15 protein-coding genes and 1 tRNA gene are annotated in these 16,620 nt (G+C 34.6%); 7 read left to right on the top strand and 9 right to left on the bottom strand.

Features of this window, described 5'->3' with window-relative positions; genetic code table 11:
* Positions 1 to 8 precede the first annotated feature (8 nt).
* The 6 genes from LV842_RS13510 to aceB all read right to left on the bottom strand — a co-directional run bounded on the left by LV842_RS13510 (position 9) and on the right by aceB (position 5,906).
* Positions 9 to 995, bottom strand: a complete 987-nt coding sequence (locus LV842_RS13510) for a long-chain-fatty-acid--protein ligase (protein WP_233111968.1) — start codon at positions 993 to 995, stop codon at positions 9 to 11.
* A 169-nt stretch (positions 996 to 1,164) separates the two neighbouring features.
* Positions 1,165 to 1,956: a UDP-2,3-diacylglucosamine diphosphatase gene (locus LV842_RS13505; RefSeq protein ID WP_233111967.1), complete on the bottom strand. Its 792-nt coding sequence runs from the start codon at positions 1,954 to 1,956 to the stop codon at positions 1,165 to 1,167.
* A 15-nt stretch (positions 1,957 to 1,971) separates the two neighbouring features.
* Positions 1,972 to 2,418 (bottom strand): 6-pyruvoyl trahydropterin synthase family protein, encoded by a 447-nt coding sequence (locus LV842_RS13500; RefSeq protein ID WP_233111966.1) that lies wholly within the window; start codon positions 2,416 to 2,418, stop codon positions 1,972 to 1,974.
* A gap of 60 nt (positions 2,419 to 2,478) precedes the next feature.
* The gene (locus LV842_RS13495) at positions 2,479 to 2,862 is read right to left on the bottom strand and encodes an acyl-CoA thioesterase (protein ID WP_233111965.1); all 384 of its coding nucleotides are present in this window, start codon (positions 2,860 to 2,862) and stop codon (positions 2,479 to 2,481) included.
* 96 nt (positions 2,863 to 2,958) lie between these two features.
* A complete protein-coding gene (gene aceA / locus LV842_RS13490; RefSeq protein WP_233111964.1) occupies positions 2,959 to 4,239 on the bottom strand; it encodes an isocitrate lyase in 1,281 nt (426 codons plus the stop codon).
* A gap of 92 nt (positions 4,240 to 4,331) precedes the next feature.
* On the bottom strand, positions 4,332 to 5,906 hold the full coding sequence (aceB, locus tag LV842_RS13485) for a malate synthase A (protein WP_233111963.1): 1,575 nt from the start codon (positions 5,904 to 5,906) through the stop codon (positions 4,332 to 4,334).
* Between the two features lie 126 nt (positions 5,907 to 6,032).
* On the opposite strand from aceB, the gene LV842_RS13480 reads away from it, so the two are divergent.
* From LV842_RS13480 to LV842_RS13470, 3 genes are all read left to right on the top strand, one after another.
* Complete coding sequence (locus LV842_RS13480; RefSeq protein ID WP_233111962.1) at positions 6,033 to 7,508, top strand: helix-turn-helix domain-containing protein; 1,476 nt, start codon at positions 6,033 to 6,035, stop codon at positions 7,506 to 7,508.
* 59 nt (positions 7,509 to 7,567) lie between these two features.
* The gene (locus LV842_RS13475; RefSeq protein WP_233111961.1) at positions 7,568 to 8,221 is read left to right on the top strand and encodes a ComF family protein; all 654 of its coding nucleotides are present in this window, start codon (positions 7,568 to 7,570) and stop codon (positions 8,219 to 8,221) included.
* Positions 8,222 to 8,419: 198 nt separating this feature from the next.
* Entirely contained in the window at positions 8,420 to 9,106 is a 687-nt protein-coding gene (locus tag LV842_RS13470) for an alpha/beta fold hydrolase (RefSeq protein WP_233111960.1), read from the top strand.
* Position 9,107: 1 nt separating this feature from the next.
* Here LV842_RS13470 and upp read toward each other — a convergent pair whose 3' ends face one another.
* Positions 9,108 to 9,761 (bottom strand): uracil phosphoribosyltransferase, encoded by a 654-nt coding sequence (gene upp, locus LV842_RS13465; protein WP_233111959.1) that lies wholly within the window; start codon positions 9,759 to 9,761, stop codon positions 9,108 to 9,110.
* Positions 9,762 to 9,836: 75 nt separating this feature from the next.
* Positions 9,837 to 11,147, bottom strand: coding sequence for a ribosome biogenesis GTPase Der (der, locus tag LV842_RS13460; protein WP_233111958.1), 1,311 nt, complete (start codon positions 11,145 to 11,147; stop codon positions 9,837 to 9,839).
* Between the two features lie 309 nt (positions 11,148 to 11,456).
* Here der and LV842_RS13455 point away from each other — a divergent pair.
* Positions 11,457 to 11,527: transfer RNA gene (locus LV842_RS13455), tRNA-Gln, on the top strand.
* A gap of 55 nt (positions 11,528 to 11,582) precedes the next feature.
* Here the strand turns inward: LV842_RS13455 and katG are convergent.
* Entirely contained in the window at positions 11,583 to 13,805 is a 2,223-nt protein-coding gene (gene katG / locus LV842_RS13450; RefSeq protein ID WP_262909426.1) for a catalase/peroxidase HPI, read from the bottom strand.
* Between the two features lie 344 nt (positions 13,806 to 14,149).
* Between katG and LV842_RS13445 the strand changes: the two genes are divergently transcribed.
* The 3 genes from LV842_RS13445 (at position 14,150) to murA (ending at position 16,615) form a co-directional block, all read left to right on the top strand.
* Entirely contained in the window at positions 14,150 to 14,566 is a 417-nt protein-coding gene (locus tag LV842_RS13445) for a thiol-disulfide oxidoreductase DCC family protein (RefSeq protein ID WP_233111957.1), read from the top strand.
* 88 nt (positions 14,567 to 14,654) lie between these two features.
* Entirely contained in the window at positions 14,655 to 15,308 is a 654-nt protein-coding gene (locus tag LV842_RS13440; RefSeq protein ID WP_233111956.1) for a DUF4290 domain-containing protein, read from the top strand.
* On the top strand, positions 15,308 to 16,615 hold the full coding sequence (gene murA, locus LV842_RS13435) for a UDP-N-acetylglucosamine 1-carboxyvinyltransferase (protein ID WP_233111955.1): 1,308 nt from the start codon (positions 15,308 to 15,310) through the stop codon (positions 16,613 to 16,615). Before LV842_RS13440 ends, murA begins: the two co-directional genes overlap by 1 nt.
* Positions 16,616 to 16,620: the final 5 nt, after the last annotated feature.

Below are 16,620 nucleotides of genomic sequence, written 5' to 3'. Positions count from 1 at the left end.
TTTATATTTTAAGAGACAAGAAGGCTACATCCCCGAATATCTGAATGGTCGATCCTTCCTAGCACCTGAAATTTATTTCCGATTATTTTACCTAAATCCTGGGTTGCAATAAATGAACATGAATGAATGTTCGCCAAATCAATAATATTAATAGCTCCGGTCCTTCCTTCTTTTTCATAGGCAAAAGGATCCTCGGTATTTCTGACCATGATTTTCATCCAATTAGGACAATCATATTCGTTATTCCCCAAAGAATACGCCTGAGAAAGAAGCTCAGTCATAGAATATTCTGAATAGATTTTTTCGGTTTTAAAGCCTTCTTTTAAAATTTTCAGCAGTTCATCTTTTGTCATTTCTTCTTTTCTTCCTTTCATTCCGCCGGTTTCAATGACGATCAGATTTTCAAGAAGATTCAGAGGTTCCTCACTTCGCTCGGAATGACAATAATCCAAAAAGTCTAATAATGCAAAGGAAACTCCGAAAAGAATCACTTTTTTATCTTTCAACGTATTTAATAATTCAAATAGGTCTGAATGGTTGTAAAGGAAATATCCATTTTCAGGTTTGGCAGATTTTTTCATTAAATAATCTACCATATAAATCAATGATGAGTTTTGCCTCTCAAGATAGCTTGGCAACAACCCAAGGAAAATAAAATCTCCTGGCTTCCCGATAAACTGTTCAAAGCTTTTATAAATACTTTCCTGGTAAATATTTTCATCAGCAATGTAATGCTTTGACAAATTCATCTGAGTGGTTCCTGAACTCTGAAAGAAAAGATTGGTCTTCACATTTTTATCAATCACCGTATGATTCTTAAACATTTCTATAGGCAGAAACGGGATTTGTTCAAGCTTAGTTACTTCTTCAGGATTTATATTAAGATAAGTGACAAAATTTCTGTATACTTCAATATTCTCATATTGGTAACGAAAAACCCTTAATGATTCAGCCAAAAAGTCCTGTTCTGTCTGTATGTCAAATATTGTACGCAATTCTTTTAAATTTATTATTAGCTCAAAACGAAACACTTATGTGAAAAATGAAAAATTTTAACTATTTCTTATTATTTAAAGTAAATTTTGGTAAAATTCTTGCATTTAAATTTTCGGAAAATGGATTAAAAACAGGAATGAATTAATTTTCGTTCCGAAGATTACCTCTTTATGGGGTAATTTTTTTTGCCTTGTCTTCAAAAGTTTTTAGTTCAAAGTCTTTTTCAAAAACACCGTATGTAAAATACGAAATCCAGTCTCCTAAATTAATATACTTCGCTTTTCCATGCAGATCCAAAACCATCGGAAGGTGACGATGACCGTAAATAAAATAATCGATTTTTTCGGTTTCCAACTTCTTTTTAGAGTAAATAATTAAAAACTCTTTGTCTTCCCCTAAAAACTCTTTGTCTTCATCTCCGGAAATCATTTTATTTTTCTGAGACATATACAATGCGATTTTCATCGCAATATCCGGATGAAGCCATTTAAAAAACCACTGAGCAACAGGATTCGTGAAGACTTTTTTCATTCTTTTATACCCTTTATCTCCCGGTCCTAAACCATCTCCATGAGCCAAAAGAAATTGCTTTCCGCCCATTTCAAAATATTGTTTTTTATAAAAAACTGTACATCCGATTTCTTCTTCCAGATAATCTTTCATCCATAAATCATGATTACCTACAAAAAAATAAATATGAATTCCACGATCTTTTAATTCAGCTATTTTCCCTAAAACACGCACATAACCTTTTGGAATTACATGTTTCCATTCGTGCCAAAAATCAAAAAGATCGCCCATTAAAAACAAAATCTGAGCATCATGCTTAATTTCATCCATCCAACGGATAAATCGCTCTTCACGAACTTTGCTTTCCTTAGGATTAGGCGCACCAAAATGCTGATCTGAAGCAAAGTACACTTTTCTTCCAGGTTCTAAATTGATGATTGTTTTTAACACCGTTTTAGTTTTAAATTACTGATTATCTTCTGCAAACCACTCTCCGTAAGAGTTTTCTGTTTCGTGAAGTTTAAGATAAGCCAAAGAAATTCCTTCTGGAAGTCTCGACTTTATTTTTGACGCAATGGCGTATAACATATTTTCGCAAGTCGGCTGGAAACTGCAATAAATCACTTTATGTCCCTGATTTTCCAACCCTTCTCCCAATTCTTTATGAGGAGAAAGTGCATTAATCATCACCGCATGATCCCAAACATCTACAATTTCAGATTTCACGATCGTTTTAATATCACCAAAATCTACTACCATCCCATTTTTAGGATCCTCCAAATCATTAATCGGCTTTCCTTTCACTGTTACAAAAAGTTTATAGGAATGTCCATGCATATTTTTACATTTTCCATCATAATTGTACAGCACATGCGCTGTTTCGAATGTAAAAATTTTTGTAATACGTATCATAGTGCAAAGATAAGGAATTTGAGTTTTGAATTTGCTTTATCATTTATGAAAGCCTAACTCTTACAATTTATCCAGCCAATCACTTTCCAATCTTTTAATTCTCTGCGTTTCCACATCTACCAAAACCCAAAGTGTACTTGAATCCACCACTAATTGATCATTGCAGTAAAATTCTACTTTTCTCGGCTGTCGAATTCCTTCAGGAGCTTTCGGATAGGTTTTTATGGTGATAATATCATTGAGATATACCTGTTTTTTATATTGAATGTGATGATCGAGAAGCATCCATGCGAATTCTGAAAACTCAGTTTTATGTTTTACAAAATCCCAATGTTCTCCGGCAATTTCTTCCACCCAATGTACATACTGAACATTGTTGACATGATTATTTCCATCGATATGTTCTTCCGTAACCTGTATTTGTTTTTCAAAAATCAAACTCATCTTCTTCAAATATTTACTCAAAAATAAGACATAAAAGGCAAAACCTTCCCGAAATAGAGAAGGCTTTGACCATAAATTTATTTAAAAATGGGACTTTTAATGAAATTGTGCCGTCTCAGTAGAATCTTTCATAGCCACCGTTGCAGAAGAACCGTTGGTTACAATATTCTGAACCTCATCAAAATATCCGGTTCCTACAAAAGACTGATGTTTTACCGCCCTGAATCCTTGTTTTTGTAATGCAAATTCACGCTCCTGCAATTCGGAATAACCAGCCATTCCTTTTTCCTTGTAGGCTAAAGCCAATTCAAACATTGCTGTATTCAATGCATGGAAACCAGCCAGCGTGATAAACTGGAATTTGTACCCCAATTTTGCCAGTTCTTCCCTGAAATTAAGCATTTCATCAACACTTAACCTTGCTGCCCAATTGAAAGACGGTGAACAATTGTAAGCAAGCATTTTATCCGGAAATTTTGCATGAATTCCTTCTGCAAATCTTCTCGCCTGTTCCAAATCAGGATTTGACGTTTCCATCCAGATCAAATCCGCATACGGAGCATAAGATAAACCTCTGTCAATCCCCTGCTCTACTCCGTTTTTCACTACATAAAATCCTTCGGAAGTTCTTTCCCCTGTCACAAATTTTTTATCTCTGTCATCAATATCTGAAGTCAACAAATCTGCTGCATCAGCATCCGTTCTTGCAATAATTAAAGACGGAACACCTAAAACATCAGCTGCTAAACGAGCTGAAATTAATTTATTGATCGCTTCCTGAGTTGGAACCAAAACTTTTCCGCCCAAATGACCACATTTTTTCGCAGAAGACAGCTGATCTTCAAAATGTACTGCAGCGGCTCCGGCTTCAATCATCTGTTTCATTAATTCATAAGCATTTAAATTCCCACCAAAACCCGCTTCTGCATCTGCAATAATCGGAACCAAATATTCTTTTTCTCCACCCCCATTCACCGATTGAACCTGATCTGCTCTCAGCAAAGCATTATTTATTTTTTTCACCACAGCAGGCACTGAATTCGCCGGATACAAAGACTGATCAGGATACATTTCTCCGGATAAGTTTGCATCTGCCGCAACCTGCCATCCTGAAAGATAAATCGCTTCCAACCCGGCATCCACTTCCTGTACTGCCTGATTACCGGTTAAAGCACCTAATCCTGCTACGAAATCCTGAGTATTTAATTGGTTCCAGAATTTCTTTGACATCTCTGTAGCAATCGTGTAATCTAATTTATAAGAACCACGAAGTTTTAGTACTTCTTCGGCTGTATAAGGTCTTTTTACTCCTTTCCAACGTGGGTTTTCAAGCCAGTCTTTTTCTATTTCCTGGATTTGTTCTTGTTTTGTTTTCATATTATTTGGGGTTTAAAGTTTAAGATTTTGAGGTTCGGGTTTCGGGTTTCGAGGTATAAGATTCGAGTTTTATGAAATTTCCATCTTCACGTTTATATAAATGGATATGCTTTTAAAGTCAGAAACTCTGCAAAGTTTTCACAGAAAATTAATTCATTGAAAAGCTCTTTTGCCAGACTGAATTTGCCGTTTTTAAATCGTTCTGAACCGACATATTTTTCGATACGTTCCAGTTCTTCAAATTCCCATTGAAGAATCATTTCTCTTGTCAACGTTCTATCGTCACTTAATACCGCTTCATTTTTTAACCACTGCCAGATTTGGGTTCTCGATATTTCCGCTGTTGCCGCATCCTCCATCAAATTATAAATTGCAGCAGCACCTGTTCCCATTAACCAGGATTCGATGTAAAGGATTCCTACATTGATATTTTTACGAACTCCTTTTTCCGTGATATCTCCTTTCGGAACTTCAAGCAGATCATTTTCTGTAATCTGATAATCAAACTTTTTATCAATTTGATTCTGAGAAGACATCAACTGATCAAAAATGTTTTTTGCCACAGAAACCAAAGCAGGATGCGCCACCCAGGTTCCGTCGTGACCGTTTTTCACTTCTCGTTCTTTATCACTTCTCACTTTTCCGAATGCAATGCTGTTGGCTTCGTAATCATTTTTAATCGGGATTTGTGCAGCCATTCCTCCAATTGCATGAACATTTCTTTTATGGCAAATCTCTATTACTCTTTTTGAATAGGCACTCATAAAAGGAGAAGCCATCGTTACCTGATCTCTGTCCGGAACCATAAATCCGGGAAGGTTTCTGAATTTTTTGATAAATGAAAAAATATAATCCCAGCGTCCACAATTCAGACCTGAGCTGTGCTCTTTTAGTTCAAATAAAATTTCGTCGATCTGAAATGAAGCTGTAATAGTTTCTATCAAAACCGTTGCTTTAATACTTCCTTGTGGAATTTCCAGATAATTTTGAGAGAACTTAAAAACTTCATTCCACCAACGGGCTTCTTTGTAATGCTCTAACTTTGGTAGATAGAAATAAGGACCACTTCCATTTTCTAACAAGCTCTTTGCATTTCTAAAAAAGTAAATTCCAAAATCAATTAACGAAGCTGAAGCCTGTTCTTCATTGATTTCAATATTTTTTTCATTTAAATGCAATCCTCGCGGACGAACCAGTAACACAGCCGTTTTTTCATTCAGCTGATAAGATTTTCCTTCTTCATTGGTGAAATCAATCCTTCTATTAATTGCATCTGAAAGATTAATCTGTCCTTCCATACAGTTTTTCCAGGTTGGAGCATTACTGTCTTCAAAATCTGCCATGAATGTTGATGCACCAGAATTAAGAGCATTAATAATCATTTTTCGGTCAACAGGTCCGGTAATTTCTACTCTTCTATCCAGCAAATCTTCAGGAAGAGGAGAACATACCCAATTTCCATTTCGTATTTTTTCAGTTTCCGGTAAAAATTTCGGAAGAATTCCCTGATCAAATTTTTGCTGAGTCTTTTTTCTTTCTTCCAAAAGTTCTAATCTTCCCGGATTAAAATTCTGATGAAGCTCCACCAAAAAATCGATTAAATCATGAGTAAAAATCTCTTCAAACTGCTGCTGTCCCTTTATTTTTAATTGAACTTTAGTTTCCATAACCTATTGATTTTGTGATTCAACATTACAAACATAAATAAAAATTTTCACAAATAGCGAACGTTCGCTAAATTTATTTTTAAAATTATTATGCGAAAAATCGCTTCTAAATATTATATTTGAATTATGAATTCAGACAGCGACTTTATCAAAACGGTTTTCGGATTGAAACTAAAACAGCAAAGACAAAAGAAAAACTGGTCTTTGCAAGACCTTGCTGTGAAAACCGGATTATCCAAGTCCTATCTTAATGAAATTGAAAACGGAAAAAAATATCCGAAACATGATAAGATCATTCAGCTTTCGGAAGCATTGAACTGCACTTTTGATGATCTGGTTTCCACAAAACTGGATAAAAGCTTAGCTCCTTTTAATGAAATTCTACAGTCAGATTTTTTCAAAGAAATTCCACTGGAACTTTTTGGGATCAATAAAAACAATCTTATCAGTATCATCAGTGATGCTCCCAAAAAAGTGACTGCTTTTATTAATGCCCTGATTGAAATTTCACAGAACTATAATTTAGGAAAAGAACGGTTTTACTTTGCTGTAATGCGTTCATTTCAGGAATTGTATGATAATTATTTTCCGGAAATTGAAGAAAAAGTAATGCAATTTGCAGAAGAAAATCAATTGAAAATCAGTAAAAACTTACAGTCTGATATTTTAGAAACCATTTTGACTGAGAAATTCAATTACAGAATTCAATCGGAAGATTTTGAGCAATATGAAACTTTAGATAGACTTCGTTCTTTGTTTGTTCCTGAGAAAAAACTATTGCTTTTGAACAGAAAATTAGAGCAAGATCAAAAGACTTTTATTCTTGCTAAAGAAATAGGCTTTAACGTTTTGGAACTGAAAAATCGTCCAAATACTTATTCATGGCTGGATTTTGGGAGTTTTGAAGAAATTTTGAATAATTTTTACGCTTCTTATTTTGCAGGTGCTTTACTGATCTCAAAAAAAGAAACTATTGAGAAAACTTCTGAATTTTTCTTAGAAAATGATTGGAAACCCTCAAGTTTCGAAAATTTAATTGAAAATTTCACTCATTCTCCTGAAACATTTTATTATCGACTAACCAACATTCTTTCTTCTGAATTGGGAATTAAGGATCTGTTTTATTTATGTTTGGTTAAAAAGAAAAATTCAGATAAAATTCAGATTTTAAAGGAATTACACTTAAACCATCAACAAGCTCCACATGCGAATGCCACCAATGAACATTATTGCAGAAGATGGATTGCCGTGAAAAATCTGTATCACTTAAAGGAAAACGAAACGTTGACAGATGCCCAAATTTCACATTATAAAGATCAGGGTTTCAGTTATCTGGTGATCTCTACTTCCCAGAAGAATCCGTTTTCTGATGGAAGCAACAGAAGTTATTGTTTAGGGATTTTATTGAATTCTCAGACTATTAAAAAAATCAATTTCATCAAATCTCCAACTTTGAAAACCATCAATGTGGGAGTAACCTGTGAATCCTGCAGTATTGCAGATTGTGAAGTAAGACAAGCTCCACCTGTTCGGTTGAAAAAGGAACATTTTAATTCAAGCATGAAAAATTCTATTGAAAAATTAAGAAAAGATATTTTGTAGATTATTTTATTTTTTGTGTTCTGTCTAAAATTTATATTTTAGTCTCTCAATACACACAAATGATTTTAGATATCTTATTTCCAAATCGTTGCATTCACTGTAACCGAATTATTGACGACCATTTACTGGTTTGCAATCTTTGTTTTGAGCACATTCACTTTACTCATTTTAATTATCACCAAAACAATTTCATTAAAGAAAAATGCGCTTTACTTTTCCCGGCTGAGAATGCTTTTGCTTTGATGCAATTTGAAAAAGAAAATTTAAGCCGGAAAATCGTTCATGAATTAAAATATAAAAGTCGGGAAAATGTTGGAAAAATTGTAGCCGATTGGACAACTGAACGATTAGATTTTAAAAACGAAAAACCGGATCTATTAGTTTCTGTTCCGATACATCCAAAAAAACTGAAAGAAAGAGGTTACAACCAATTGCATTTATTTACCGAAACGTTGTCGAAGTTTTATAATACTCCTTTTAGTCATGACCTGCTCAAGAGAAATCATTATTCAAAAGCTCAGGCTTTGAAAAATAAACAACATCGACTGGAAGCGGAAAATCCTTTTTCTATCACCCAACCTGTTTCCGGGAAGCATATTGTATTGATTGATGATGTTTTCACTACAGGAAATACTTTAGCGACAATTGCTTGGGAAATTTTAAATGCAGGAGATAATAAAGTGAGTGTTTTGGTGATGGCGATTGATGTTTGATGTTTTGAGTTTCGGGATGCGGGATTCGAGTTTTAAATTATTTCGTTGATTTGAGCTAAACCTATTTTCATTTAGAAGTTACTTCTCGATACTATTTTTTCAAAATCTACTCGAAGTGACGTTTCAGGTAATTTCGAACATAAAATTTCAAGTAATTTATTGAAATCTTTTTCTTAATTTTCCGACAAACTAATGATAATGCCAAATCTTATTTTATTGCACGGAGCTTTAGGTCACCATGAAGTTTTTGAGTCTTTTAAAGAAGAACTTTCAAAATATTTTACCGTTTACACACCTCTTTTTTCAGGACATGGATATGTTCAGCTTCCTGAAAATGGAATTACTATTGAAACATACACTCAGGAATTAAAAGAATTTATTGAAAAAGAAAAACTGAATGATGTTTCTATTTTTGGACACAGCATGGGAGGCTATGTTGCACTTTGCTATGCTATGGAAAACCCTTCCTCTATCAATTCCATCATTACATTAGGAACAAAATTTGACTGGAACGAAGAGCAAGCTATAAAAGAAAGTAAAATGCTCAATCCTGATGTGATTGCAGAAAAAATTCCAAAATACGCAGGGTTACTGGAAAAACAGCACGGCACACAATGGAAACAGTTACTTCCCGCGATTGCTGATATGATGGTTTCCTTAGGTAAAAACCCACCTTTGAAAAATAATTTATCAACCATCAATATTCCCGTTCAGATTATGGTTGGAGATCAGGATAATATGGTCACTCTTGAAGAAAGCACAGAAGTATACAGAAGCCTTCCAAACGCAAAATTGGCCGTACTTCCCGACACAAAGCATCCTATGGATAAAGTACGACCAAATTTATTATTGAATTTAATGAAAGATTTTTGGAATCTCTCTTAAATTATCTCTGAAGTTTTTCTCCATAGCTCAAATCTCCTGCATCTCCCAATCCAGGTGTGATGTAACCTTTTGATGTTAAATTTTCATCAATTGTACCCACCCATATTTTTGCGTTGGGATATGCTTTTTCTATGGTTTCAACACCTTGCCTTGAAGCAATAGCTGCAACAACGTGAAGCTGACTCGGATTTCCATTAGTTAATAAATCTTTGATAGCTTCGATTAAAGAGGCTCCGGTGGCCAACATCGGATCTCCAACGATTAATGGCCTTCCTTCAATATTCGGACAAGTTAAATAATCCTGTTTGATGGAAAAATAATCATTGGCATCATGTTTTCTGTAAGCAGCTACGAATCCGCAATCAGCTTTATCAAAGTAATTTAAAATCCCTTCAAACAATGGAACTCCAGCTCTTAAAATCGTTGTAATAACAGGCTGAACAGCAATTTCCTTTACTCTAATTGTATCTAAAGGAGTCTGGATTTCAATTTCTTTTTGTTCCAATCCTTTACTGATTTCAAATGCCGCAATTTCCCCGATTCTTTCCATATTTCTGCGGAATCTCATTCGGTCATGCTGGATTTCTACATTTCTCAATTCATTGATCCAAGTATTAACTAAAGAAAACTGTTCTGACAATACAACTGTATTCATTATTTTGAAAGCTTTTATATAAAATTTAATTAAGAATAAAAACCCTCTTAGAATAATCTAAAAGGGTTTTATTATTTATTTCTGTCTGAAATACACTTCAATTGGAACTCCGGTAAATCCGAATTCTTTTCTCAGCTGATTTTCAGTAAATCTTTTGTATGGTTCTTTCACGTATTGTGGTAAGTTACAGAAGAACACAAATTGTGGTGACGGCGTTGGAAGCTGTACACAATATTTGATTTTGATGTATTTTCCTTTGTTTGCTGGTGGCGGAGTTCCCTCGAAAATTGGAAGCATCACTTCGTTTAGTTTTGAAGTTTTGATCTTTTTCTTACGGTCTTCATACACCTGCATCGCCATGTCAACTGCTTTTAAAATTCTCTGCTTTGTTAAAGCCGAAACAAACAAAATTGGAATATCGCTGAACTGACCGATTTTATCTCTGATTGATTTTTCAAAATCTCTGATCGTGTTCGTTTGCTTATCTTCAACAAGATCCCATTTGTTAACCAAAATCACGATACCTTTTCTGTTTTTCTGAGCCAATCCGAAGATATTCATATCCTGAGACTCCCATCCTAATGTAGCATCTACCATGATCACCACCACATCAGAATATTCGATAGAACGGATAGAACGCATTACAGAATAGAATTCCAAATCTTCATTTACTTTAGATTTTCTTCTCATTCCCGCAGTATCTACCAATACAAACTCGTGCCCGAATTTATTATAAAGCGTCTGAATACTATCTCTTGTCGTTCCCGCAACATCTGTAACGATATTTCTCTCAGTATCAAGCAAAGCGTTTGTCAGTGTAGACTTTCCTACATTGGGGCGACCTGCAATTGTAATTTTTGGCAATCCTTCAAAAGGATCTTTATAATCTGTAGTCGGGAAATCTCTGACAATATCATCTAAAATCTCACCTGTTCCCGAACCTGTTGCAGAAGAAATAGTATAATATTTTTCGATTCCTAACTGGTAAAATTCTGTAGCATCAATTTCTTCTTTTGCAGAATCTACTTTATTGATAACTATGTAAGTCGGTTTGTTTGATCTTCTTAACATCTCGTGGATTTCGAAATCCGTATCAGTAAGACCTTCCTCCACATTTAACATAAAAATGATAGATGTAGCTTCATCAATTGCCAATTGAACCTGCTTAGAAATTTCTCCCTGGAAAACATCATCATTATTTACATCATAACCTCCAGTATCAATCACAGTAAAGTCTACCCCATTCCAGTCAGATTTCCCGTAATGACGGTCTCTGGTAACACCGGCAGTAGAATCTACGATAGCTTCTCTTCTTTCCAGTAAACGATTAAAAAGTGTGGATTTTCCTACGTTGGGACGCCCAACGATTGCGACAATATTCGACATAAAAATGTTTAATAATTTGATTATTAATGGGTTTCTCCAACTTTTGGAGCCCAATTTTTTGCAAAGATAAGGTTTTTATTTTTACTTGATTATTTACTAATCTATTTGACAATAAATCATTTGCCAATATTTTTCAAAAAATAAAAACTTTCGGTAACTATCACCTTCTTTTATTCTAAATTTTTATCCTAAAAATAATTCTTTGAATATCAATAAATAAAGGATTTCATCACTACTTTTTATTCACTAATCTTCAATTATCATTTTTATTTTTGAAATAATTTCTATAATTTCGCAGTATAGAATTACAGACCTATAGTGTAACGGTAGCACTCCGGTTTTTGGTACCGTCAGTCGGGGTTCGAATCCCTGTGGGTCTACAAAAAACCATCCTTTTTTAAGGATGGTTTTTTATTTAAATTATAGTCATTATAATTATACTAAATCAAATCGATCTGCATTCATTACTTTCACCCAAGCAGAAACGAAATCATTAACAAATTTTTCTTTAGCATCAGAGCTTGCGTAGACTTCCGCAATAGATCTTAATTCAGAATTCGAACCAAAAACAAGGTCTGCACGAGTTGCCGTCCATTTTTTCTCTCCGGTTTTACGATCTACCCCTTCATACAATTCATTATCATTAGAAGCTACTTTCCATTGTGTATTCATATCTAAAAGATTGACAAAAAAATCGTTTGAAAGAACTTCAGTATATTTAGTAAAAATACCATTTGTAGAACCATCGAAATTTGTATTTAAAGCTCTCATCCCTCCTATCAATACGGTTAATTCCGGAGCAGTAAGATTTAACAGCTGAGCTTTATCAATTAATAAAGATTCTGTAGAAATAGAGAATCTTTTCTTTAAGTAATTTCTGAAACCATCTGCAGCAGGCTCAAGATATCCCATAGATTCTACGTCCGTTTGTTCCTGAGAAGCATCCATTCTTCCCGGAGCAAAAGGTACAATAAGATTGTGTCCAGCATTTTTAGCTGCTTTTTCAATTCCGGCACCCCCTGCAAGAACGATTAAATCCGCTAGAGAAACTTTTTTACCTCCTGTTTGGCTTTCGTTAAATTCTTTCTGAATATTTTCCAATACAGATAAAACTTTCTGAAGCTGAGTTGGATTATTTACCGCCCAATATCTTTGAGGAGCTAAACGAATTCTTGCTCCATTTGCACCTCCTCTTTTGTCACTTCCTCTGAACGTAGAAGCAGATGCCCAAGCTGTAGAAACCAATTCAGAAACATTTAATCCTGAATTTAAGATTTTTGATTTCAAAGCTTCAATATCAGAATTATTAATCAACACATGATCTACTTCAGGAATAGGATCTTGCCAAATTAATTCTTCAGAAGGTACTTCAGAACCCAAATAACGAGCCTTCGGTCCCATATCTCTATGTGTTAATTTAAACCATGCTCTGGCAAAAGCATCTGCAAAAGCATCCGGGTTTTCATAAAATTTTCTTGAAATTTTTTCATAAACAGGATCAAACCTCAATGATAGATCTGTAGTCAACATTGTCGGTCTGTGTTTTTTTGAAGAATCGAATGCATCAGGAATAATTTCTTCTCCGTTTTTCGCTACCCATTGATGAGCTCCTGCAGGACTCTTCGTTAGTTCCCATTCATTTTCGAAAAGGTTTTTAAAGAAATAATTGCTCCATTCTGTCGGTGTTTCTGTCCAGGTAACTTCCAACCCACTGGAAATAGCATCTGTACCTCTCCCAGATTTATAAGAACTATCCCATCCAAACCCCTGAAGTTCCATTCCCGCTGCTTCAGGCTCTTTACCAACATGATCTGCCGGTCCTGCTCCGTGAGTTTTCCCAAAAGTATGTCCACCTGCAATTAAAGCTACAGTTTCTTCATCATTCATTGCCATTCTTCCGAAAGTATCTCTGATATCTTTTGCTGCTGCAATAGGATCTGGATTTCCGTCCGGTCCTTCAGGATTTACATAGATTAATCCCATTTGTACTGCAGCTAAAGGATTATCCAAATCACGTTCTCCTGAATAACGACTATTATCTCCTCCACTTAGTTCCAACCATACTTTTTCAGATCCCCAGTATACATCCATGTCCGGTTCCCAAACATCTTCTCTACCTCCCGCAAAACCAAACGTTTTAAAACCCATCGATTCTAACGCAACATTTCCTGTAAGAATCAGTAAATCTGCCCAAGAAATTTTATTGCCATATTTTTGTTTGATAGGCCATACCAATCTTCTTGCTTTATCTAAGCTTACATTATCCGGCCAGCTGTTCAATGGAGCAAAACGCTGTTGTCCAGCTCCAGCTCCTCCTCTACCATCACCAACACGGTAAGTTCCTGCACTATGCCATGCCATACGAATAAACAATGGACCGTAATGCCCGAAATCTGCAGGCCACCAGTCCTGAGAATCCGTCATAAGGGCATGAAGATCTTTTTTTACAGCATCAAGATCAAGACTTTTAAATGCTTCTGCATAATTAAAATCTTTATCCAAAGGGTTCGATAACGAAGAATGCTGACGAAGAATATCAACTCTTAACTGATCCGGCCACCAATCCAGGTTTTTTGTACCTCCACCCGCTACACTTTCTTTTTTCATTGTCCCGTTATGGAACGGACATTTACTGATGTCATTCAAATCTTTTTCCATTGTCGTTTAATTTTTTATGTTGATTACGATTAAATTATCTTTATTGACAGAGCAAACTTACAATAGTTTTAAAATAAATGCAATCTATCAAAAATATTTTTACAATAGTTAAAAACTATAAATAATTTTGAATTGCATTTTTAAAAGCATCATGAAATCAAATTACATTATCCTGCAATTAAGTTAGGAAAATTTCATAGTATTTTATCTTAAAATAAATGGATAAAAACCTATTTAGAATTATTCAAATTACTATTAATGAAATCATTAGCCTATTTATTATGATTAATTAAAAATTCACTATCTTTATTTGTTTTTAGAATCATAAATATCAAAGCTGAATCATGCGAGAAGACCTACGAGATAAACACATTGTATTTTTTGACGGCGAATGTGGTGTCTGCAATTTTTGGGTTCAATGGATTTTGGAGAAAGACAAAAAAGATGAATTCATGTTTGCTTCCCTTCAATCGGATTTTGGACAGAAGTTTCTTACAGAACGTGGTCTTGAAACCCAGCAATTCAATACTCTTTACCTTTGGAAACCTCAGCAGTATTATCTTATAAAATCTAAAGCAGTACTAAAAATCACAGCTATTTTAGGTGGTTTTTATAAGTTATTAAGTCTACTGGGGAAGATTTTTCCAACCTTTTTCGGGAATAGAATTTATGATCTTATTTCTAGAAACAGAATGAAATTGGCTTCTCAAAAATGTTTTTTACCTGATGCACATCAGAAAAAGAAATTCATAGAAGTGTAAAAAAGAGTTCAAGTATTTTTTATTAAATATTTATAAACAGTTAAGTTTTTCGAAACGATTTTTCTTTTAATCCATATATTTGCAAACTATGGAATATAACACCCAAAAAACTCAGCTTCATTTACCGGAATACGGCAGAATAATACAACAATTGGTTGAGCGTTGCAAAGAGCTTTCTACAAAGGAAGAAAGAAGTGAAATGGCAATGGCGATTATCGATTTTATGGGGCAAAGAAACCCACAACTTCGTGACGAAGAAAATTATAAGCATAAACTTTGGGACCATCTTTTTATTTTGGCTAATTATGATCTGGATGTTGATTCACCTTATCCATTTCCTACAAGAGAACAACTTGCTGAAAAGCCTAAAAGGATGGAATATCCAAAACTACAGGGAGATTTTAAATTTTACGGAAAAAGCATACTTCAACTTATAGAAAAGGCCATTGAACTGGAACCAGGAGATGAAAAAGAAGCTCTTATAGAGGTCATTGCGAATAATATGAAGAAGTCTTACAATGTTTACAATAAAGAGCATGTAACAGATGATGTCATTTTCCGTCATTTAAAGGAACTTTCTGAAAACAGGCTTGATCTTACCGGAATAGAAACGTTGGAAAAAAGCAAAATTTACTACACCGGAAACAACCGAAACAATAAAGGTGGTAATAATAACAACAACAATAATAAAAATCAGCCGAATAAGAGAAGACATAACAACAATCACAAGAACAGAAAATAATGAGTGGAACATTTCAAATAAGAGGAGGAAAAAGACTGCAAGGAGAAATTACTCCACAAGGAGCAAAAAACGAAGCTTTACAAATTTTGTGTGCTGTTTTGTTGACCGATGAAGAAGTAAGAATAAAAAATATTCCGGACATTCATGATGTGAATCGATTGATCGAGATCTTAGCTGATTTTGGTGTAAAAGTGGTAAAAAACGGTCATGGAGATTACACGTTTAAAGCTGATTCTGTTAATTTCGATTATATTAAATCTGAAGAATTCAAAAAAGACGGTGCGAAACTAAGAGGTTCTATTATGTTGATGGGACCTATGCTTGCAAGATATGGAGAAGCGTATATGCCAACTCCGGGTGGAGATAAAATCGGAAGAAGAAGGCTTGACACTCATTTCCAAGGACTAGTAGAACTAGGAGCAGAATTCAATTATGATGAAGATGAATATTTTTATTCCCTAAAAGCGAAAGAACTTAACGGAAAATTCATCCTTCTGGAAGAAGCTTCTGTAACAGGAACTGCCAATATTGTAATGGCAGCTGCTTTAGCAAAAGGAAAGACAAGAATTTATAATGCCGCATGTGAGCCTTATCTTCAACAGCTTTGTAAAATGCTAAACAGAATGGGCGCTAATATTTCCGGAATCGGATCTAATCTTTTGACCATTGAAGGAGTTACTCACCTTAGAGGAACTGAACATACTATGCTTCCTGACATGGTAGAAATCGGATCTTGGATAGGTCTTGCTGCTATGACAAAGTCTGAAATCACCATTAAAAATGTAAACTGGAACCAGCTTGGTGTCATTCCTAATACTTTCAGAAAACTAGGAATCCAATTGGAACAGAGCGGTGATGATATTTATATTCCTTCACAGGAAAATTATAAAATTCAAAAATTTATTGACGGTTCTATTCTTACCATTTCTGATGCTCCTTGGCCAGGATTCACTCCGGATTTGCTTTCTATTATTTTAGTAGTGGCAACCCAGGCTAAAGGAAGTATTTTGGTACATCAAAAAATGTTTGAATCAAGATTATTCTTTGTTGATAAATTAATCGATATGGGAGCACAAATTATCTTATGTGATCCGCACAGAGCCACAGTAATTGGTCTGAATCAGGAAGCTCCGTTAAGAGGAACAACCATGGTTTCTCCTGACATCAGAGCCGGAAATGCACTTCTTATTGCTGCGCTTTCTGCTGAAGGAAAATCTATTATTCATAATATCGAACAAATTGACAGAGGATATGAAAACATCGACGGCAGATTGAGAGCTATCGGTGCCGATATTGAAAGAATTTAATTGAT

It is taken from the genome of Chryseobacterium gwangjuense (assembly GCF_021311115.1).
Lineage (GTDB): Bacteria > Bacteroidota > Bacteroidia > Flavobacteriales > Weeksellaceae > Chryseobacterium > Chryseobacterium gwangjuense.
This window is presented reverse-complemented; position numbering and strand designations above follow the sequence as displayed.